Annotated in this window: 17 protein-coding genes; 9 read left to right on the forward strand and 8 right to left on the reverse strand. The window is 60.0% G+C overall.

All coding sequences use genetic code 11. The annotated features are described in order from the left end of the window. Positions 1 to 10 precede the first annotated feature (10 nt). Complete coding sequence (locus tag P3C18_RS05230) at positions 11 to 976, reverse strand: response regulator (RefSeq protein ID WP_275960793.1); 966 nt, start codon at positions 974 to 976, stop codon at positions 11 to 13. A gap of 151 nt (positions 977 to 1127) precedes the next feature. Here P3C18_RS05230 and P3C18_RS05235 point away from each other — a divergent pair, with 151 nt between their 5' ends. Both P3C18_RS05235 and P3C18_RS05240 read left to right on the forward strand, forming a co-directional pair. After that, complete coding sequence (locus tag P3C18_RS05235) at positions 1128 to 1607, forward strand: YajQ family cyclic di-GMP-binding protein (protein ID WP_275960794.1); 480 nt, start codon at positions 1128 to 1130, stop codon at positions 1605 to 1607. A 112-nt stretch (positions 1608 to 1719) separates the two neighbouring features. Then, the gene (locus P3C18_RS05240; protein ID WP_275960795.1) at positions 1720 to 2553 is read left to right on the forward strand and encodes a mechanosensitive ion channel domain-containing protein; all 834 of its coding nucleotides are present in this window, start codon (positions 1720 to 1722) and stop codon (positions 2551 to 2553) included. Between the two features lie 12 nt (positions 2554 to 2565). Here P3C18_RS05240 and P3C18_RS05245 read toward each other — a convergent pair whose 3' ends face one another. Genes P3C18_RS05245 through P3C18_RS05255 form a run of 3 tightly spaced genes read right to left on the reverse strand, consistent with a single transcriptional unit; the run spans position 2566 to position 5324 of the window. Next, positions 2566 to 3291: a lipopolysaccharide kinase InaA family protein gene (locus tag P3C18_RS05245; protein ID WP_275960796.1), complete on the reverse strand. Its 726-nt coding sequence runs from the start codon at positions 3289 to 3291 to the stop codon at positions 2566 to 2568. A 55-nt stretch (positions 3292 to 3346) separates the two neighbouring features. Beyond that, positions 3347 to 4891 carry an AmpG family muropeptide MFS transporter gene (locus tag P3C18_RS05250; protein ID WP_275960797.1) on the reverse strand — a complete coding sequence of 515 codons (1545 nt, stop codon included), beginning with the start codon at positions 4889 to 4891 and terminating at the stop codon, positions 3347 to 3349. A 43-nt stretch (positions 4892 to 4934) separates the two neighbouring features. Continuing rightward, entirely contained in the window at positions 4935 to 5324 is a 390-nt protein-coding gene (locus P3C18_RS05255) for an MGMT family protein (protein ID WP_275960798.1), read from the reverse strand. Position 5325: 1 nt separating this feature from the next. Here P3C18_RS05255 and P3C18_RS05260 point away from each other — a divergent pair, with 1 nt between their 5' ends. After that, the gene (locus tag P3C18_RS05260; RefSeq protein WP_275960799.1) at positions 5326 to 6324 is read left to right on the forward strand and encodes a DUF481 domain-containing protein; all 999 of its coding nucleotides are present in this window, start codon (positions 5326 to 5328) and stop codon (positions 6322 to 6324) included. A 110-nt stretch (positions 6325 to 6434) separates the two neighbouring features. Further along, complete coding sequence (locus P3C18_RS05265) at positions 6435 to 7439, forward strand: DUF481 domain-containing protein (RefSeq protein ID WP_275960800.1); 1005 nt, start codon at positions 6435 to 6437, stop codon at positions 7437 to 7439. A gap of 296 nt (positions 7440 to 7735) precedes the next feature. Here P3C18_RS05265 and P3C18_RS05270 read toward each other — a convergent pair whose 3' ends face one another. Beyond that, complete coding sequence (locus P3C18_RS05270; RefSeq protein WP_275960801.1) at positions 7736 to 8494, reverse strand: SDR family oxidoreductase; 759 nt, start codon at positions 8492 to 8494, stop codon at positions 7736 to 7738. A 93-nt stretch (positions 8495 to 8587) separates the two neighbouring features. Between P3C18_RS05270 and P3C18_RS05275 the strand changes: the two genes are divergently transcribed. From P3C18_RS05275 to P3C18_RS05295, 5 genes are all read left to right on the forward strand, one after another. Next, on the forward strand, positions 8588 to 9319 hold the full coding sequence (locus P3C18_RS05275; RefSeq protein WP_275960802.1) for a HugZ family protein: 732 nt from the start codon (positions 8588 to 8590) through the stop codon (positions 9317 to 9319). A 232-nt stretch (positions 9320 to 9551) separates the two neighbouring features. Then, complete coding sequence (locus P3C18_RS05280; RefSeq protein WP_275960803.1) at positions 9552 to 10001, forward strand: FxsA family protein; 450 nt, start codon at positions 9552 to 9554, stop codon at positions 9999 to 10001. Between the two features lie 223 nt (positions 10002 to 10224). Further along, a complete protein-coding gene (locus P3C18_RS05285; RefSeq protein ID WP_090249058.1) occupies positions 10225 to 10518 on the forward strand; it encodes a co-chaperone GroES in 294 nt (97 codons plus the stop codon). A 59-nt stretch (positions 10519 to 10577) separates the two neighbouring features. Continuing rightward, a complete protein-coding gene (gene groL / locus P3C18_RS05290; RefSeq protein WP_275960804.1) occupies positions 10578 to 12221 on the forward strand; it encodes a chaperonin GroEL in 1644 nt (547 codons plus the stop codon). Between the two features lie 598 nt (positions 12222 to 12819). Continuing rightward, a complete protein-coding gene (locus P3C18_RS05295; RefSeq protein ID WP_090382500.1) occupies positions 12820 to 13044 on the forward strand; it encodes a hypothetical protein in 225 nt (74 codons plus the stop codon). Positions 13045 to 13103: 59 nt separating this feature from the next. On the opposite strand, the gene P3C18_RS05300 is transcribed toward P3C18_RS05295, so the two are convergent. The 3 genes from P3C18_RS05300 to P3C18_RS05310 all read right to left on the reverse strand — a co-directional run bounded on the left by P3C18_RS05300 (position 13104) and on the right by P3C18_RS05310 (position 19135). After that, the gene (locus P3C18_RS05300) at positions 13104 to 16151 is read right to left on the reverse strand and encodes a multidrug efflux RND transporter permease subunit (protein ID WP_275960805.1); all 3048 of its coding nucleotides are present in this window, start codon (positions 16149 to 16151) and stop codon (positions 13104 to 13106) included. Positions 16152 to 16178: 27 nt separating this feature from the next. Further along, the gene (locus P3C18_RS05305) at positions 16179 to 17309 is read right to left on the reverse strand and encodes an efflux RND transporter periplasmic adaptor subunit (RefSeq protein WP_275960806.1); all 1131 of its coding nucleotides are present in this window, start codon (positions 17307 to 17309) and stop codon (positions 16179 to 16181) included. Positions 17310 to 17509: 200 nt separating this feature from the next. Next, entirely contained in the window at positions 17510 to 19135 is a 1626-nt protein-coding gene (locus P3C18_RS05310; protein WP_275960808.1) for a methyl-accepting chemotaxis protein, read from the reverse strand. Positions 19136 to 19227 lie beyond the last annotated feature (92 nt).

Raw genomic sequence — 19227 nt, forward strand, 5'->3', positions numbered from 1 at the left:
CGAACGCGGCTTATTGCGGCAAGGACAGGCGCAGGGCGGTCACCAGTCCGGTGCTGTGCGATTCGGGCAGTATCCTGGCCGCGTGGTCGGTGATTTGGTCCGGAGTGATGGGTAGGCCTTTGGCATCCAGTCCCACCAGGCTGATACCGGCCTTGAGGCTGATAAAGCCTTCGCTGGTCTTGAAGGCCTTGAGGTTGATGCCTTCATGCAGGCGTTTGAAGCTGCTCGGTGAGCACTCGTGCAGGTCGGTCAGCAGGGTGATCAGGCCGAAATGGCTTTCATCCAGGCGCACCAGCACATCCAGTGGCCGCACCAGCTGTTGCAGGCGCCGCGCCACGCCAGTGAGCAGTTCGTTGTAGAAGGCATCGCCATACTGCTGGTGCAGCTCATGCATGTCCTGCAGGCCAATCAGCAGGTAGCACAGCGCGCCGCCGCGGGATTCGACCTGGCGCAGGCTGTCGAGCATCTTCTGGTGCAGGTAGCGGTTGTTGCCGAGGCCCGTGAGCGGGTCGATCAGGTTGCGTTGTTCCAGGCTGGCGATGTTCTCGGTGAGCAGGCGGTTCTCCTGCAACAGGCGCTGCAGGGTGTTGCACAGGCGATCGGCAGCATAGACGCGCGGCACCAACTGCTCGTTCATCGCCGCCTTGCTGATGAAGTCATCGACACCGCTGTCGAAGGCTTCGCCCAATACGTTTTCGCCTTCCTTGCCGGTGAGCAGGATGACGTAGGTGTAATGATGGGCCATTTCATCGAACTGGCGTACCTGAACGGTCAGCTCCAGGCCGTTCATCTCCGGCATCAGCCAGTCGGCGAGCAAGACGCTGGCCGGGCGCTGTTCGAGCAGGCTGATGGCTTCGGCGGCGCTGCTGGCAAAACGGAGGTCCTGATAGCCCGCCTGGCTCAGGGCGCGCCCGATCATGGCGCTGGAGAACTTGGCGTCATCGACGACCAAAATGCTCAGGTGGGGGTTAGGCATGGGCAGGCTCGCTAGGGGGAAATCGCGTGGGCCCGATACTTCGCCGGGCAGTGTGTGTTGCTACCGCTATATAATGGTCGGGTTTTTTTACCGTCAAGCCAGGCGTGTCCCGTTCGTGATGCAGGGCGCGCCGTCTATCTGGAGTAAGCCCATGCCCTCGTTCGACGTGGTGTCCGAGTTGGACAAACATGAAGTTACCAACGCCATCGACAGCGCCATCAAAGAGCTGGACCGTCGTTATGACCTGCGCGGTAAAGGTAGCTTTGAGCTGAAAGAGCTGACTGTCAACCTGACAGCCGATGCGGATTTTCAGTTGGAGCAGATGGTTGAGATTCTCAAGCTCTGCCTGGTCAAACGCAAAATCGACGTACAGTGCCTGGAGTTCAAGGACGCCTATGCGTCGGGCAAGAGCGTCAAGCAGGAAGTGATCCTGCGTGAAGGCATTGAAAAGGACCTGGCGAAGAAGATCGTCGCGCACGTCAAAGACAGCAAGCTCAAGGTGCAGGCCGCCATTCAAGGCGAGCAGGTGCGTATCACCGGCAAGAAGCGTGATGACCTGCAGGAGGCGATTGCTGCCCTGCGAGCCAAGGACTTCGGCATGCCGCTGCAGTTCAACAACTTCCGCGATTAACGCGTGAGTGTGGAACCTTGCCGCCTTACAGGCGTCGCAACGGTGTTGGTGCAGTAAAACCGCCACGGCTTGCCGTGGCGTTTTATTTTCAAAGGTTTACAAGGATTAACCGATGGATATGAACGTCGAACAACTGGTGAAAATGTCCGAGGCCTGGCTGCCTGTGGTGCTGGAATACAGCGGCAAGCTGACGTTGGCTTTGATCACAATGCTGATTGGTTGGTGGCTGATCAGCAAGCTCACCAGCAGCATTGGTCGCTTGCTCAATATGCGTCAGATCGACCGCGCGCTGAGCAGTTTTATCTGCAGCCTGGTCGGCATCGTGCTCAAGGTGTTGCTGCTGGTCAGCGTGGCTTCGATGATCGGTGTGGAAACCACCTCCTTTATCGCGGTGATCGGTGCCGCCGGCCTGGCGATTGGCCTGGCCCTGCAGGGCAGCCTGGCGAATTTCGCTGGCGGGGTCTTGATCATGCTGTTTCGCCCGTTCCGCGCCGGCGACTGGATTGAGGCGCAGGGCGTATCGGGCAGTGTCGACAGTATTCAGATTTTCCATACCACGCTGAAAACCGCTGACAACAAAGTGGTGATCGTGCCCAACGGCAGCCTGTCGAATGGCCATATCACCAACTATTCACGCGAATCCACGCGGCGCGTCGATATCAACCTGGGTATCGATTACTCAAGTGATATCAAGCAGGCCCGCGAGGTGTTGCTGAGCATCGCCAAGGACCCACGCGTGCGCCAGGACCCTGCCCCGGTGGTGTTTGTGACCGGCTTGGGTGATAGCGCGATCAACCTGTCACTGCGCATCTGGGTGGCGACGCCGGATTTCTGGCCGATCACTTTCGCTTTCACCGAGCAGGCCAAGGAGCGTCTGAGTGAGGCGGGTATTGGCATTCCATTCCCGCAGCGGGTGGTGCATCTGGTGCAGCAGCCCGCCGCGTGACGGCGCGCCGGGTTAGCGGCGAGTGGCGTTGTAGAGGTTTTTGAAGGTGCGGCCCATCGCCAGCTGGTAGTGGCCGATCAGGCTTTGCCAATCGGCCTGATCCCACGGCGAATGGCGCCGCAGTTGCAACATGTCGTGCAACGCGGCTTGTTTGCTGGTCAGACGCGGGCGTGATTTTTCCAGATCAAGCAATGCGATTTCGCAGGATGGCTGTGCATCAGCAGTCTGGATGCGCACAAAGATATGCTTTGCATACATGCAGCCATGCTGTCGGCGGGCCTTGTGCAGGTTGGCCAGGCTTTGCGCTATCTGCTGCAGGAGTTGTTGGTGCAGGGCGGCGTCTAGCACCTCACGATCATGGCTTGCATACCATTCATCGAGAGGTTGAAAGCCTTCCAGAGCTTTGGTCACCAGCATTGCGCGCCAGCCTTCGCGGCTTCGCTCGGCTGAGCAGTAAACGATCTCCGGTACCGCTACACCGGCCTTGAGTGCGCTGAGCAGCGCGTCGCGCTCGCGCAATACGGTGGGACGCCCCCAGGGGTGAAGCAGGCTGCGGTAGGTATGCCCGGTCTGCTTTTTGGCATAGAGCAACTGCCCCTGCTGGGTGATGCGCTGAACGCCGCTGTTGCCTCCACGGCGGTCATTGGGCTCTTCGACCCATTCGCCCTGGATCTGCCACCAGCTATCAAGGCTGACTGGGCTGAGGATACTGCTGACGTTACTGAATGTTACGGTCATGGCCTGCCCTTTTGCGAATGTCAGGGCACAGCAAGACTCTTGCCAGTTAGCTCAGTCAGGGCTGTTCGGCGGCGTTAATCGCGTTGGCATTACTGGCCTGCGGCCGCTCGCGGCGCCATTGCAGAAGAATCAGGATCAGTGTCGGAATGCCCAGCAAGGCAGTGATCAGGAAGAACTGCGCGTAGCCATAATTCTCCACCATCACCCCCGAGTAGCCGCCGATCAGCCGTGGCAGCAGCAGCATGATTGAGCTGAGCAGGGCGTACTGGGTAGCGGAGAACTTCAGGTTGGTCAGGCTCGACAGGTAGGCGACAAATGCCGCAGTGGCCAGGCCGGCGCTGAAGTTGTCGGCGGAAATGGTCACGATCAGCATCTGCAGGTCTGCACCCATGCCGGTGAGCATCAGGAACAGCAGATTGGTCGCCGCCGAGGCGGCGCCACCGATAAACAGGATCGGCATAATGCCGAAGCGCACGATCAACAGGCCGCCGAAACCTGCACCAATCAGGGTCATCACCAGGCCGAACAGCTTGCTGACGCTGGCGATCTGATCCTTGGTAAAGCCCTGGTCGATATAGAACACGTTGGCCATTACGCCCATCACGGTGTCCGACATGCGGTAGGTGGCGATCAGCCCCAGCAGCAGGAAGGCCTGCCAGCGATAACGCAGGATAAAGTCGTTGACCGGGGTCAGCACCGGTGCCAGGCCGCGGCGGCCCATGGTGGACAGGCACAGGCTGGTGAGGATGGTGTAGAGCAGGGCGCGCAGGAAGGCGCGGTCTTCCAGCAGCAGGTCGAGCATGCTCGCGTCGCCGTTGATCACGCTGGCGAAGTCGGTGTTATAGAACTGGGTAAACATTGCCGGTACTGATACCAGCAACACAATCAGCACCACTACAGAGACAATCTGATGGCTGAAGCCATAACGGGCGGCGGCCAGTTGTGTACGCAGTGGTACATCCGGCTCGCGCATCCACAGGCTGGTCAGCAGGCCAGGCAGCATCAGCAGGGCAAACAGCAAATAGGTGCCGGCCCAGGCTCCGTGCTGATAGAGCAGGGCGGTGGAGCCAAAACCTTCGGCGAAATACAGTGCACCGGCGGTGGCCAGCAGGGCGGCGACGCGGTAGCCGGCCATATAACTGGCTGCCAGCGCGGCCTGGCGGGTGTCATCGACGATTTCCAGGCGGTAGGCATCAACGGCGATGTCCTGGGTGGCCGAGGCGAAAGCCACCAGTACGGCCAGGGAAATCAGCCAGGTCAGGTGGGTTTGCGGGTCACACAGGGCCATACCGGCCAGGCCGATGGCGATCAAAATCTGTGACAGCACCAACCAGGAGCGTCGACGGCCCAGCTTGCCGAGCAGCGGCAGGCGCCATTGATCGAGCAGTGGCGACCAGACCCATTTAAAGGCGTATGCCAGGCCGATCAGGCTGGCAAAGCCAATGGTGTCGCGGGCCACGCCGGCTTCGCGCAACCAGACAGAAAGGGTTGAGAACACCAGCATATAAGGCAGGCCAGCGGCGAACCCTAGAAGGAGCAGCACCAATGTCGAGGGGCTTGAATAAGCGGCTATGGCTTCGCGCCAACTTTTACGGGGCATTGAGCGGACTTCTGCCTGAGGATGACCTAATAAAGGGCGCACTCTACCCGCTGTGCTCCATTGGGCGCCAGCCATAGCGCGGCATATCCACCCTATCGTTATGGATTTGCACGCCCTCTTCACGTAGACGACTGCGCTGTTCCGCACCGGACAGGCTGCCAGCAGGCAAACTGAGGCGTCCGCCAGCGGCAATTACCCGGTGCCAGGGTAGGGTGCTGCCGTCCGGCAGTTGGCTGAGGGTGCGCCCGACCCAGCGCGCGGCGCGGCCTAAGCCTGCGTATGCAGCCAGTTGGCCGTAACTCACCACGCAGCCGGCAGGTATCTGCGCCAGCGCTGCATAAAGTGCCGTACGGCGTTCGACCTGGCTTGCTGTCGGCTGGCCTGGCGCGGCATGCTTCGATCCCTGTTCTGGCTCGCTATCCGGCTTTCCCATCATGCTGCTACGTACTCTGTTGTGTTCTCTGGTTCTTGCTCTGGTCGCGCCTGCGTGGGCGGACACGGTGTGGTTGAACAATGGTGACCGTCTGAGCGGTGAGATAGTTCTGCTCGATGGCGGCAAACTGGCCTTGAAGACCAAGTACGCCGGCCAGGTGCTCATTGCCTGGAAGGATATCGACACGCTGCGCTCGGAGAAACCCTTGCTGATGCGCCGCCAGGGCCTCGACAGCGAGCACAGCAACCAGCTGGAAGCCGCCGGCAAGGGCATGGTGCGGGTGGTCAGTGACAGCACGCAGACCGTACCGCTATCCAGCATCAAACGCCTGATCCCCCCGCGACCGGTGCTGCAGGACCGCTTCTGGGAAGGCAATCTGGACGCCAAGCTGGATATGAAACGCGATGACAACCACACCGATGAGTGGAAGCTCAAAGGCAATACGCGTGTGGAGCACGGTCGCTGGCGCCATCTGTTGAGTGGCGAGTTGGAACGCAAGGTCAAGAATGATGCGAAGACTGCCGACAACTGGCAGCTGGAATATGATCTTGACCGCTTTATCACGGATCACTGGTTCTGGCGGGTCGGTGCCGAGCAGGACGAAGATGAGTTCGCCTTTTTTACCCGTCAGCGCTCGCTGGGAACCGGGCCGGGTTATCGCTTCTGGGATAACGAATTGGGCCGGCTGGATGTGATTGGGCAGTTCAACCGCCTGCAATTGGAGTCCAGCGATGCTGAGCGCTCGCTCAATACCTACTCGGTTGCCTGGGATTACAAGCGCCTGCTGTGGGGCACCCGGCTGGAGTTTTACAGCACGGCCGAGCTGCAGTTTCCTGATATAGAAGAAATTGACTACGTACTCGACAGTGAAATGGGCCTGCGTTATCGCCTGACGGATTGGGCGCGGCTGTCGCTGCTGTATGAACTGGACCAGGCGCGTGGGCTCGGGCAAACCAGCAGTGAACGCCGCTATCTGTTGGGGGTAGGGGTCGGCTGGTAGCGCACGCGGTGGTGAACTCGTGGTGATTCTGTCGGTCAGTGCTTGCTCTGGCGTCGTGCTTACGGATAATGCGCGACCTTCCGCGAACCCGAAGTAGACAAACCATCCCTATGTTTTCCCGAACCCTGCTGTGCCTGGCCCTTTCTGTGGCCGCCACCTCCGCGCTGGCGGATACCGTCTGGCTGAAGAACGGCGACCGCCTGACCGGCAAGATCAAGTTCTACGACGGCGGCAAGCTGCTGCTGGAAACTGACTACGGCGGCGCCATCGCTCTGGACTGGAGCAAGATCGCCACCCTGGAAAGCGATCAGGAACTGCTGATCAAGGAAAACGCCATCGCTGGTGAGCGCGCCAAGTCCCTGCAGCCGGCCGAGCCGGGCAAGGTGATCCTGGCCAATGGCGATGCGCCGAAGACGGTAGAGCTGGCCAGCATCAAGCAAATGCTCAAACCTAAGCCGCTGATTGAAGACTTTGTCTGGAAGGGCAATATCGACGCCTCACTGGACTACAAACGTGCAGAGCGGGACACCGACGACTATGACGTACGCCTGAAAACTCAGGCCCGGCATGGTCTGTGGCGGCATAACGGGCAGGCCGAGTACAACCGCGAATTTCGCGACAGTGTGGTGAGCACCGATAACTGGGGCGTGGAATATGCCCTCGACCGCTTCCTGACCGAACACTGGTTCTGGCAAGGGCGCTTGGAGTACAAGCGTGATCGCATTGAAGACCTGCGTCGTCAGCGCACCGTGGGTACCGGTCCGGGTTACCAGTTCTGGGACAATGAACTGGGCGCCCTCTCCGTGGCCGGGCTGCTTAACCGCACGGACTACGAGTATGCCAATGGTGAAAGCGACAACTTCTACGCCGCGAGCCTGAAGTGGGACTACAACCGCTACCTGGTCGGCAAGAGTGTCGAGTTGTTCAGCGATGGCGAAGTGGGCAAACCACTGAATAATGTCGCTGATTACACCCTGGATGCCGCCGTGGGCTTGCGTTACAAGCTGACCGACTGGGCCTCGCTGAATATGAAGGCTGAGAAGGACCTGGTCAGCGGCTCGGAAGGCGAGCTGGATGAGACCCGTTATAGCCTGGGCTTTGGCGTGGGTTGGTAAGGTCTTAGCCGCATAAAAAAGCCCCGCGTTTGCGGTAAGACTGCTCACTTAAGTGGAGCAGCTTTCCGATCCATTGAGGTCGGGCTTGAAGTCTTTACCGACCTAGGTCTTGGACGGTGGTTCAGGCCGTAGGATGGGTGCTAACCCATCAGCCAATTGATGGGTTAGCACCCATCCTACGGTCCTTTAACACAAAAAATGCCGCTTCTCTGGCAAGGGAGAAGCGGCATTTTTCTTATGTGAACAGCATTACGCGTTTGCGGGGCTTTTTGTTTGCAGCGTGCCGATATAGCCAATCAGAGGCGCAGGCCGCCATCCAGCTCCAGAACGCGACCGGTGTAATAGTCGTTTTCCAGGATATAGGCCACCGAGTGGGCGATCTCGGCGGGTTTGCCCATGCGGCGCAGTGGGATGACCGAGGTCATGCGCTCCAGCGCTTCCGGTTTCATGCTGGCAACCATTTCGGTTTCGATAAAGCCCGGTGCTACGCCCGCGACACGGATGCCGTAACGCGCCAGTTCTTTGGCCCAGACCACGGTGTCGGCTGCCACACCGGCCTTGGCGGCGGAGTAGTTGGCTTGGCCGATATTGCCGGCACGGGAGATGGAGGAGATGTTAATGATCGCGCCTTCGTTCTTCAGCTCGATCATCTTCGCCGCCACTTCGCGGGTGCAGAGGAATACGCCGGTCAGGTTGACGTCGATCACCGACTGCCACTGGGCCAGGCTCAGCTTGGTGATTTCGCCGTCCTTGACCTTGATGGTCAGGCCGTCACGCAGGATGCCGGCGTTGTTCACCAGGCCGTTGATCGCGCCGAAGTCTTCGGCAATCTGCGCCACGGTCTGGGTCACTTGCTCTTCATTGGCGACGTTGCACAGGTAAGCGCGGGCTTCTACGCCCATGGCCTTGCAGGCAGCCACGGCTTCGTCGAGTTTTTCCTGGTTCAGGTCGACCAGCGCCAGTTTGACGCCTTTGTCTGCCAGGTATTCGGCCATGGCACGGCCCAGGCCCTGACAGCCGCCGGTAATGATGATGACCTTGTCTTTAAGTTGCATCGCGAGTCCCCTCAAATGGTGTCGTGTGGCCTTGCCGGCGGTTAATCTAGGCGCCTCCCGTTCTGTGACGGATTTTATGCAAGGAGTCATAAGGTGAGCGTGAAAGCCGGCAAGCATGCCCGAGAATTGCTGCTCAAGGAATACCGTGGCGTGCTCAGTACCCATTCCAAGGCCATGCCGGGTTTCCCTTTCGGATCAGTGGTGCCCTATTGCCTGGATGCTGACGGTTATCCGCTGATTCTGATCAGCCGCATCGCCCAGCACACCCATAACCTCAAGCAGGACGGCAAGTGTTCGCTGCTGGTGGGCGAGCGCGGGGCGGAAGATGTGCAGGCGGTCGGTCGTCTTACTTTGCTCGCGCAAGCACGACAATTGGATGACGAGGGACAGATCGCGGCGGCGGCGCAGCGTTATTACCGCTATTTTCCGGATTCGCGCGGCTATCACCAGGCCCATGACTTCGACTTCTGGCGACTTGAGCCGGTGCGCTGGCGCTATATCGGTGGTTTTGGCGCGATTCACTGGTTGGATCAGGTGGCGCTGGCCAATCCCTTTGCTGGCGACAGTGAAATCAGCATGGTCGAGCATATGAACAGTGACCATGGCAACGCTATCGCCCACTATGTCCAACTGGCCGGCTTGCCCAGCTATGCGCCGGCCGAGCTGGTCGGTCTTGATAGCGAAGGTTTCCACCTGCGCATCGGTCAGGGCCTGTATTGGTTGGCGTTTCCAACATCCTGTAACAGTCCGCTTGAGGTGCGCCAGGCCCTGGTGGCGCTGGCTCGCGCCGAGGTCTGGCCGACCGATGGTCAGGCTTCAGCTTGAATTCAGCCTAACGCCCCATACTTCACCCTTACTGGAAGCTAATCTTCCGTTTAGAGCCTGCCTACGATCTGCTGCGCGTCGGCCCTGCTGCGTTAAAAACAGGCTCGGAATGCTCATTTACACCAGTAAACTCCGCTTCCTCGCCGTTTTGACCAGCCGAAGGCTGTTACTACGTAGCGCCTTGCATGGCTCTAGCTCGCGAGACCGTAAACAGGCTCTTAAGGAACCTTTGATGCGCGCTTTTCTGTTTTTGTTTTTGCTGTTTCCGATCATCGAGCTGGCCCTGCTGATTCAGGTGGGCAGCGCCATCGGTGTGTTGCCGACCCTGTTGCTGGTCATAGGTACTGCCATTCTCGGCAGCGTTTTGCTGCGTGTCGCCGGTGTTGCCACTGCCTGGCGTGCGCGGGAAAAGCTGGCGCGTGGTGAGTTGCCTGAACAGGAAATGCTCGAAGGCCTGCTGATCGCCGTCGGTGGTGGTTTGTTGCTGCTGCCAGGCTTTATCAGCGACATCTTCGGCGTGTTCTGCCTGATTCCCTTCACCCGTCGTCTGCTGGTCAACAAGGTGCGCCTGCGTGCCGCCGAGCAGGCCATGCGTCAGCGCGCCTTTTTCGACGACCAGGCCGCGCGCTCCGGGCAAGCTCGCCCCAATGTGCTGGAAGGCGAATACGAGCGCCGCGACTGATTTGCGGCTCGTAAAAAGGCTTTCACATATTAAAAATTTCACCCTCTGCCCTTGAAATCCCCTTGTGCGCCCTTATGTAGCGGTCACCGCAAGGTTTTCTGTCGTATCGGCAGATCAGACTTCAGCGCTGCGCCTGGCGTAGCGCTACCGGCCTCGCCGGACTTTGCTAACCCGCTGGTGAATTCACCAGCCGCTGTAAACCACCTATTGGGAGAGATCGACAATGAAGCTTCGTCCTCTGCATGACCGCGTCGTAATCCGTCGCAGCGAAGAAGAAAAGAAAACCGCAGGCGGCATCGTGCTGCCAGGTTCCGCTGCCGAGAAAGCCAACAGCGGTGAAATCCTCGCTGTCGGTACCGGCCGCGTGCTGGACAACGGTGAAGTGCGTGCCCTGGCCGTTAAAGTCGGCGACAAAGTGGTGTTTGGCCCTTACTCCGGCAGCAACACCATCAAAGTTGACGGTGAAGACCTGCTGGTAATGAGCGAGAGCGAAATTCTCGCTGTCGTTGAAGGTTGATTTCAGCGCCCCGTCGCTACGAATTCCGCTCTATTTGAACGAATCAAGGAATAACCATCATGGCTGCTAAAGAAGTTAAATTCGGCGATTCCGCCCGCAAGAAAATGCTCACTGGTGTCAACGTTCTGGCTGACGCAGTAAAAGCCACCCTCGGCCCGAAAGGCCGTAACGTGATCATCGAGAAGAGCTACGGCGCTCCGACCATCACCAAGGACGGCGTTTCCGTTGCCAAAGAAATCGAGCTGAAAGATCGCTTCGAGAACATGGGCGCGCAGCTGGTTAAAGACGTTGCTTCCCGTGCCAACGATGACGCTGGCGACGGCACCACCACTGCTACCGTTCTGGCTCAAGCCATCGTCAACGAAGGCCTGAAAGCCGTCGCTGCCGGCATGAACCCGATGGACCTCAAGCGCGGCATCGACAAGGCGACCATCGCCATCGTTGCTGAGCTGAAGAAGCTGTCCAAGCCGTGCGCTGACACTAAAGCCATCGCCCAGGTCGGTTCGATCTCCGCTAACTCCGACAGCTCCATCGGCGAAATCATTGCCGAAGCCATGGAAAAAGTCGGTAAAGAAGGCGTGATCACCGTTGAAGAAGGCTCGGGCCTGGAAAACGAACTGTCGGTTGTTGAAGGCATGCAGTTCGACCGTGGCTACCTGTCCCCGTACTTCATCAACAAGCCGGACACCATGGTTGCCGAGCTCGACGGCCCGCTGATCCTGCTGGTCGACAAGAAGATCTCCAACATCCGTGAACTGCTGCCAGTTCTCGAAGCTGTGGCCAAATCCGGCCGTCCGCTGCTGATCGTGGCCGAAGACGTTGAAGGCGAAGCCCTGGCGACTCTGGTGGTGAACAACATGCGCGGCATCGTTAAAGTCGCTGCCGTTAAGGCACCGGGCTTCGGCGACCGTCGCAAGGCCATGCTGCAGGACATCGCCGTCCTGACTGGCGGTACCGTTATCTCCGAAGAGATCGGTCTGAGCCTGGAAAGCGCCACCCTGGAGCACCTGGGTAACGCCAAGCGCGTAATCCTGAGCAAAGAAAACACCACCATCATCGACGGTGCTGGTCAGCAGGCTGATATCGAATCGCGCGTTGCGCAGATCCGTAAGCAGGTTGAAGACACCTCGTCCGACTACGACAAAGAAAAACTGCAAGAGCGTCTGGCCAAACTGGCTGGCGGTGTTGCGGTGATCAAAGTCGGTGCCGGCACCGAAGTTGAAATGAAAGAGAAGAAAGCCCGCGTTGACGACGCCCTGCACGCGACCCGCGCAGCCGTTGAAGAAGGCGTGGTACCTGGCGGTGGCGTTGCGCTGGTTCGCGCGCTGCAGGCCATCAGCGAGCTGAAAGGCGACAACGCCGATCAGGACGTGGGTATCGCTCTGCTGCGTCGTGCTGTTGAAGCACCGCTGCGTCAGATCGTTTCCAACGCTGGTGGCGAGCCAAGCGTAGTGGTCGACAAGGTCAAGCAGGGTTCGGGCAACTACGGCTTCAACGCCGCAACCGACACCTACGGCGACATGATCGAGATGGGTATTCTCGATCCGGCTAAGGTCACTCGTTCGGCTCTGCAAGCTGCAGCTTCGATCGGCAGCCTGATGATCACCACCGAAGCGATGATCGCCGAAGTGGCTGAAGACAAGCCGGCCGGTGGCGGTATGCCAGACATGGGCGGCATGGGTGGCATGGGCGGCATGATGTAAGCCAGCCCGGCGCCCAGCAGACCGCCGCCAGGCGGTTTGCTTGATGTAAAGAAAACCCCGTGCCTGTCACGGGGTTTTCATTTTTCTCGGCTATAAACAGTCCTCGCGGCAAAGCGGTACGCCAATTGCTTTGTGTGATGCGCGCTCCCGGACTGGAGCCTGTCAATCTGCGCAGTGCTGCCTGTCAGCATTGCCGCGCCGTGTTTTGACCTCACCTGGATGTGCTCTACCACGCCGCTTTTGCCGTGTGGCTGGAGGTTGTGCCGGTTAGGGTGTTGCCTGCGGCTGTTTTAAAACCGCTGGTTCTATGACGCACCGCGCTGATGCAAATGGGCAATTAAGTGACTGTGGGTGTGTTACCGCCAGGTGCGCTGATGCGGCCCCAATCCTTGGTTTGCTCGAGCATTGAACCATTGGTGCGAATGTAGTTCGAAGGCCTGGCCTGCTAAATGGCTTACGTGTGGATCAGGATGATCGCAATAGAGTTGCCGGCAGAGTCCGGTAGTAACGACCGCTGGTCGCAAAGCGCGACATTGCGGTTATCAGTGATCTAGGGTCTACAAACAGCGTTTGGCAGCGCTATCAAGAGGTTGCAGTGATGAAGCTAGAAATCGCACGAGGTTTGTTCCTGGTGACCGCGCTCAGCGTGGCCTCGCTCGCGGCGGCGGCCTGGCAAGAAGCCAGCCCCCAGGTCATCACCCTCAATGAGCGCGGCTACTGCCCGTTGCCACCGCAGGCACGAACGGCCGAGGCGCTCAAGCCGGACCACGACCTGCTGCTGTTTATGTTCAGCTTGTCCCAGGGCGCCCGTTCGCAAGGTTGAGCCTGCTGACCTGACAATTCGATAGACAGAAAAAAGCCCTGCACTGCAGGGCTTTTTGGTTAGTGGGCTTTGGCCGTTGTCGGTGGCGCATCGGGTTGTGCCAGCAGGCTGTACACGCAGGGCAGCACGAACAGGGTAAACAGCGTGCCAATCGACATGCCGGTGGCGATTACCAGGCCGATGTCGAAGCGGCTCACCGCACCGGCGCCGGTTGCCAGGATCAACGGCACCATGCCGAAGACCATCGCCGCGGTGGTCATCAGCACCGGACGCAGACGAATCGCCGCCGCCTCTTCAACTGCTTCACGACGTGACAGACCTTTCTCGCGGCGCAGCTGGTTGGCGAACTCGACGATCAGGATGCCGTGCTTGGTGATCAGGCCGATCAGCGTCACCAGGCCCACCTGGGTGTAGATGTTCATGCTCGACAGGCCGAGGAACAGTGGAATCAGTGCGCCACAGATCGACAGCGGCACCGTGACCATGATCACCAGTGGGTCGCGGAAGCTCTCGAACTGCGCCGCCAGCACCAGGAAGATCAGCGCCAGCGCCAGGCCGAAGGTCACGTACAGCGCGCTGCCTTCCTGCACCAGTTGCCGCGAGGCACCGGCGAAGTCGTAGGCGTAACCGGCTGGGGCTTCCTCGCGCATGATCTGCGTCACCGTGTCGATGGCTTCACCCATGCTGACAATCGGTACGCCCTGGATAATCGCCGAGTTGAGCTGCTGGAACTGGTTGAGCTGGGTTGGCCGCGCACGGTCGCTGACTTTGACCAGCGTCGACAGGGCCAGCATCGCGCCGCTTTCGCTCTTCACGTAGTAGCTGCCCAGCCATTCCGGGTTGTCGCGGTAGGCGCGCTCGACCTGGGCAATCACCTTGTAGCTGCGCCCGTCGATGGTGAAACGGTTGATCTCGCCTTCACCGAGTAGGCTGGCCAGGGTCAGGCCGAGGTCTTCCATCGACACGCCCATCTGCGCGGCTTTCTCGCGGTCGATTTCCACCACCACCTCAGGCTTGTCGAAGGCCAGGTCGACATCGAGGAAGGCGAACTTGCCGGATTCCACCGCGCGTTGCTTGACCCGCTCGGTCACCTGCAGCAACGACTGGTAGTCGTTGGGCGTGTTGATCACGAACTGGAACGGCAGACCCTCACCGGTACCCGGCAGGGACGGTAGGTTGAAGCCGAAGATCTGCAGGCCGGCGATCTGCGACAGGCGCGCTTGCACCTCCGGGAGAATCTCCATCTGGGTGCGCTCGCGCTCGTTCCATGGCGTCATCAGAAAGCCGCCGATACCCGATTGCACGCCGTTGAAGCCGTTGATCTGGAACGAGGAGTAGTACTCGGGGAACTCCTTGAAGATGGTCACGAACTCATCGGTGTACTTGTTCAGGTACTCCAGGTTGGTCGGTTGCGGCGCGCTGGCCATCATAAAGATGATGCCCTGGTCTTCTTCCGGGGCCAGTTCGCTTTTGGTGAACTTGAGCAGCACCGGGATCAGGCACATGACGATCACTGCGAACACCAGCACCACCGGGCGAGTATCCAGGGTGCCGTGCAGGGCGCGCTGATAGCGCTGCTTGAGGCTGTCGAAGATCTGGTCGAGCTTGTGCGCCAGACCCGAGGGGTTTTCCTCGTGACGCAGCAGCTTGGCGCACATCATCGGCGACAGGGTCAGGGCGACGATGCCAGAGATAATCACCGCACCGGCCAGGGTCAGGGCAAACTCTTTAAATAGCGCGCCGGTAAGGCCTTCGAGGAAGCCGATAGGGGCGTACACCGCCGCCAGGGTGATGGTCATCGACACCACCGGTACGGCGATCTCCCGCGCGCCTTCGATGGCCGCATCGTAGGGTGTCTTGCCTTCCTCGATATGCCGGTGGATGTTCTCCACCACCACGATGGCGTCGTCCACCACCAGGCCGATGGCCAGCACCATGGCCAGCAGGGTCAGTAGATTGATCGAGTAGCCCATCAGCTGCATAAAGAACATCACGCCGATCATCGACAGCGGGATGGTGATCACCGGGATCAGCACCGAGCGGAACGCGCCGAGGAACAGGAATACCACGACGATGACGATCAGCACGGCTTCGAACAGGGTTTTCACCACCTCATCAATCGAGGCCTGGATAAACAGCGTGGCGTCGTAGGCGATGGAAACTTTCAGGTTCGGCGGCAGCTGCGCTTCCAGGTCGGGCATGACCTTGCGCACTTCCTTGATCACGTCCAGCGGGTTGGCCCCCGGCGTGCCTTTGATGGCGATGTACACCGAAGGGATGCCATCGAAGGAGCTGATCGAGTCGTAGCTTTCCGCGCCCATTTCCACCCGCGCCACATCGCGGATCAGCACGCGGCTGTCGCCCACGGTCTTCAACGGGATGGCAGCAAAGGCTTCGGCGGACTTCAGGTCGGTTTCGGCGTTGATGCTGGTGACCACGTACTGGCCTTTCACTTCACCCGCTGCGGCGAGGAAGTTGTACTTGCGCACCGCGTCATTCACGTCGCCGGCGGTCACGCCGTAGGCGCCCATCTTCACCGGGTCGAGCCACAGGCGCATGGCAAACACCTGATTGCCGAGAATCTCGGCCTCGGCCATGCCGGGCAAAGTGGCCAGCTTGGGCTGGATCACCCGCGACAGGTAGTCGGTGATTTGCGGGTTGGACAGTTCATCGCTGTAGAAACTGAGGTACATCAGCGCGGTGGAGTCGGCGGCTTCCTTGCTTAGTACCGGGTCTTCGGCGTCCTGCGGCAACTGGTTCTTCACCTCGTTGGCCTTGGCCAACAGCTCGGTAAACAAACGGTCGCTATTGGCGCCGATACGCGCGTAGATCGAGATGACCGACACATTCTGCCGGCTGACCGAGGTCATGTAGTCGATGCCGTCGGCGCTTGCCAGGCTCTGCTGCAGCGGTTGGGTGATATAGCCCTGGATGGTCTCGGCATTGGCCCCGGGGTAAGCCGTGGTCACCGTGATCAGGGCGTTTTCCATCTGCGGGTACTGGCGGATGGTCAGTTTGCTGAATGCCTGGAAGCCAAGCAGGATGATCAACAGACTGACCACGGTCGCCAGTACCGGGCGACGGATAAAGGGATCAGTAAAAGCCATAAATAAGTTCCTTTGCGCAGCGCCGGATTAATTGGCGCTTGGCTTGTCCTGCGAGTTGGCGATGCTGACGTGGGCGCCGTTGTCCAGCTTCAGCTGGCCGGCGGACACCACTTGCTCACCGGCTTGCAGACCTTTGCTGATCACCACCTGGCCTGCGCGGCGCTCGCCGGTTTCGACGAAGCGGCGCTCGACCACCAGTTCGGCCTGGCCTTTGTCGTCTTTGACCACCTGGCCGTCTTCAGCCTTCTTCTCGCCGATCACGTACACCGAATTGCCATACAGGGTGTAGGTGATGGCGGTTTCCGGAACGACGATCAGGTTCTGCTCGCCCGGTAGCAGTACTTCCAGGTTGGCGAACATGCCGGGCAGCAGTTTGCTTTCCGGGTTGACCAGCATGGCGCGCACCTGCACGTTGCGGGTGGCGTCTTCGACCTTGGGGTTGATCGCGGCAATTTCGCCCTCGAACACCTCATTCGGGTAAGCCGCCACGCTAAAGCGCACGCGCTCGCCGATGGCCAGCTTGGGCACCGCCTGCTCGGGCAGGAAGAAGTCGACGTAGAGCTTGCTCAGGTCCTGCAGGGTGGCGATGGTGGTGCCCGAGGACAGGTAGTCACCGACGTCGACCTGGCGGATGCCGATGGTGCCGGCAAACGGCGCGATGATGCGCTTTTTCGCCAGCATGGCTTTCAGTTGGGCAACGCTGGCGTTGGCCTTCTGCAGGCTGGCGGAGAGGCGGTCGAACTCGCTTTTCGAGATACTCTGGCGATTGACCAGGCTGCGGCCGCGCTCGTATTCCACGCGGGCCAGGCCCAGCTCTGCCTCGGCGGTGGCCAGGCTGGCCTGCTCGACATCGCTGTCCATCTGGATCAGCGGCTGCTGCAGGGTGACCTGTTCACCGGAGCGGAACAGCACCTGTTGCACGGTGCCGCCGACCTCTACGGTGAGGTTAACGCCCTGGAAGGCCTTGAGTGTGCCGATGGCTGGCAAGCGGCCCTGCCACGGGCGCTCTTCGGCCGTTGCGGCATCGACGCTGATGGCCGGCTGCGGCGCGGAGAACATCTGCACTTGTTGGTAGATGGAGAAGCCTTTGTAGGCGGCGAGGGCGAGTACCACGACGAGTACTGCGCCGAGCATGATCAGCATGCGGCGGAGCAACATATTCCGGTTCCTTGGCAAGGCGGTTGGATAGCCTGGGAATAGGCAAGAGGGGCACATTAGACCTCGCGCAAAGGCCTGTCAAAGATTCGCATTTGCAAAATAGCGTTGTACAAAACTTGCCTGATTGATCAAGTGCTTTTTAAGCAAAATGCCAGCATATGCTGGCATTTTGTTTGTTGCGCTGTGCTGACCTCTGGGCGTCAGGCACTCAGGCGCTGGGTCACTTCGTTGAGTTGCCCGGAGAGCACTTGCAGGTTTTGACCGGCGCTTTCAGTGCGCTGCACGTTCTCCTGGTTGGCCGTGGCGATGGCGGTGATTTCGGTGAGGTTGCGCGAGATGTCCTCGGCCACCGAGGTCTGTTCTTCGGCGGCGGTGGCGATCTGTCGGTTCATATCGCGAATCGCTTCCACCGCGCTGGTGATCAGCTGCAGCGTGGCGCCGGCCTCGGTGACCTGAGTCACGCCTTCCTCGCTGCGGTGTTGGCCGCTCTCGATGGCGCGCACCGCATTCACCGCACCGGTTTGTACGGTGTCGATGATCTGGTGGATTTCTGCAGTGGACTCGGCGGTGCGCTGCGCCAGGGTGCGCACCTCGTCGGCCACCACGGCAAAGCCGCGGCCCTGTTCGCCGGCGCGGGCGGCTTCGATGGCGGCGTTGAGCGCCAGCAGGTTGGTCTGTTCGGCGATGCCGCGAATCACTTCCAGTACCTTGCCGATGCGCCCGCTGTCGGCTTCCAGGCGGCGAATTACCTCCGAGGTGTTGCTGATCTCACCGCGAATGTCGGTGATGGTCTTGATGGTTGCCTGCATCACTGTTTCGCCCTGGCGCGCGGCGCTGTCGGCGGCATCGGCCGCGCCGGCGGCTTCGGCGGCGTGGCGGGCGACCTCCTGGGCCGTGGCGGACATTTCATGCATGGCCGTGGCGACCTGGTCGGTGCGCGAGAACTGCTCGCGGGTGCCCTGGGCCATCAGCGTGGCGATGGAGTTGAGTTCGCCGCTGGCGGTGTCCAGATCAGCGGTGCTGCGCTTCAAGCGGGTAAAGGTGTCGGAGAGGAAGTCGCGCAGGATATTTGCGGCAACGGCCAGGTTGCCCAGCTCGTCCTGGCGAGTGGAGTCGACACGCTTGCCGAAGTTACCCTGGCTAAGCTGGGCGATATGCTCGATCAGCTCGCGAATCGGGTTGATCAGGTTACGGTTGACCAGCCACAGGCTGAACAGCGCAATCACCACGGTGGCGCCGAGCATCAGCAGGGTGCCGAGGGTGATGGTGCGGTCGGCCGCAGCGTTGATCAGGCTGGCCTGCTCCAGGCTCTGCTTGTGCAACTCGCTGGACAGAGCCTCCAATTGTTGTGCGGTGTTGCGGTCAATACCGGACACCGCCTTGTCGCCAACCGCAGCGTCACCGCCGGCAGCGACAAAGGCATCGCGACCCTTGCGGTAGTTGGCGCCGAGCGTCTGGTGTTCGCTGCGCAATGTATCGACCTTGGTCTTCAGTTCGCGGTCGTTACCAGCCTCTTCGCTCAATTTGCCCAGTAAGTCCTGAACCTTGCGTTCCTGCGCCTCAAACTGGCTCCAGTATTTGTCCAGCTGGGCTTTGTCGCTGCCACGCAGCAGGACGTTTTTCCATTCCTGTACCTGGGTCTTGAAGTTCAGGTTGGTCGAGTCGATCAGCGCCGAGGCCTCCAGCGGGCCATCAAGCAGGCTGCGGTAGGCCTGCATGCCGCTGGAAAGGAAGCTGAAGCAAGCCAGTGCCGTGACCAGAATCAGCGCCAGGCTGCCGCCGAGCAGGGCGAGAATTTGCGCGCGCAAGGATTTTTGCAGAAACATGGGTGATACCCCTGAGTGTGGAAGGCGGGATGCCAGTGACGCAGAACGCGCCCTAACTGCGAAGATCCCTATCGACTGGTATCGGCTGGGCC

Origin of the sequence: Pseudomonas sp. 1928-m (assembly GCF_029269135.1) — a bacterium.
Lineage (GTDB): Bacteria > Pseudomonadota > Gammaproteobacteria > Pseudomonadales > Pseudomonadaceae > Aquipseudomonas.

What these genes read in the sequence shown, in the direction of transcription:
- P3C18_RS05260 (WP_275960799.1), top strand. Translation starts at nt 5,326, where the DNA reads ATGCTGCTACGTACTCTGTTGTGTTCTCTGGTTCTTGCTCTGGTCGCG.
- P3C18_RS05235 (WP_275960794.1), top strand. Translation starts at nt 1,128, where the DNA reads ATGCCCTCGTTCGACGTGGTGTCCGAGTTGGACAAACATGAAGTTACC.
- P3C18_RS05305 (WP_275960806.1), bottom strand. Translation starts at nt 17,309, where the DNA reads ATGTTGCTCCGCCGCATGCTGATCATGCTCGGCGCAGTACTCGTCGTG.
- P3C18_RS05295 (WP_090382500.1), top strand. Translation starts at nt 12,820, where the DNA reads ATGAAGCTAGAAATCGCACGAGGTTTGTTCCTGGTGACCGCGCTCAGC.
- groL (WP_275960804.1), top strand. Translation starts at nt 10,578, where the DNA reads ATGGCTGCTAAAGAAGTTAAATTCGGCGATTCCGCCCGCAAGAAAATG.
- P3C18_RS05270 (WP_275960801.1), bottom strand. Translation starts at nt 8,494, where the DNA reads ATGCAACTTAAAGACAAGGTCATCATCATTACCGGCGGCTGTCAGGGC.
- P3C18_RS05310 (WP_275960808.1), bottom strand. Translation starts at nt 19,135, where the DNA reads ATGTTTCTGCAAAAATCCTTGCGCGCGCAAATTCTCGCCCTGCTCGGC.
- P3C18_RS05280 (WP_275960803.1), top strand. Translation starts at nt 9,552, where the DNA reads ATGCGCGCTTTTCTGTTTTTGTTTTTGCTGTTTCCGATCATCGAGCTG.
- P3C18_RS05245 (WP_275960796.1), bottom strand. Translation starts at nt 3,291, where the DNA reads ATGACCGTAACATTCAGTAACGTCAGCAGTATCCTCAGCCCAGTCAGC.
- P3C18_RS05285 (WP_090249058.1), top strand. Translation starts at nt 10,225, where the DNA reads ATGAAGCTTCGTCCTCTGCATGACCGCGTCGTAATCCGTCGCAGCGAA.
- P3C18_RS05255 (WP_275960798.1), bottom strand. Translation starts at nt 5,324, where the DNA reads ATGGGAAAGCCGGATAGCGAGCCAGAACAGGGATCGAAGCATGCCGCG.
- P3C18_RS05230 (WP_275960793.1), bottom strand. Translation starts at nt 976, where the DNA reads ATGCCTAACCCCCACCTGAGCATTTTGGTCGTCGATGACGCCAAGTTC.
- P3C18_RS05240 (WP_275960795.1), top strand. Translation starts at nt 1,720, where the DNA reads ATGGATATGAACGTCGAACAACTGGTGAAAATGTCCGAGGCCTGGCTG.
- P3C18_RS05250 (WP_275960797.1), bottom strand. Translation starts at nt 4,891, where the DNA reads ATGCCCCGTAAAAGTTGGCGCGAAGCCATAGCCGCTTATTCAAGCCCC.
- P3C18_RS05300 (WP_275960805.1), bottom strand. Translation starts at nt 16,151, where the DNA reads ATGGCTTTTACTGATCCCTTTATCCGTCGCCCGGTACTGGCGACCGTG.
- P3C18_RS05265 (WP_275960800.1), top strand. Translation starts at nt 6,435, where the DNA reads ATGTTTTCCCGAACCCTGCTGTGCCTGGCCCTTTCTGTGGCCGCCACC.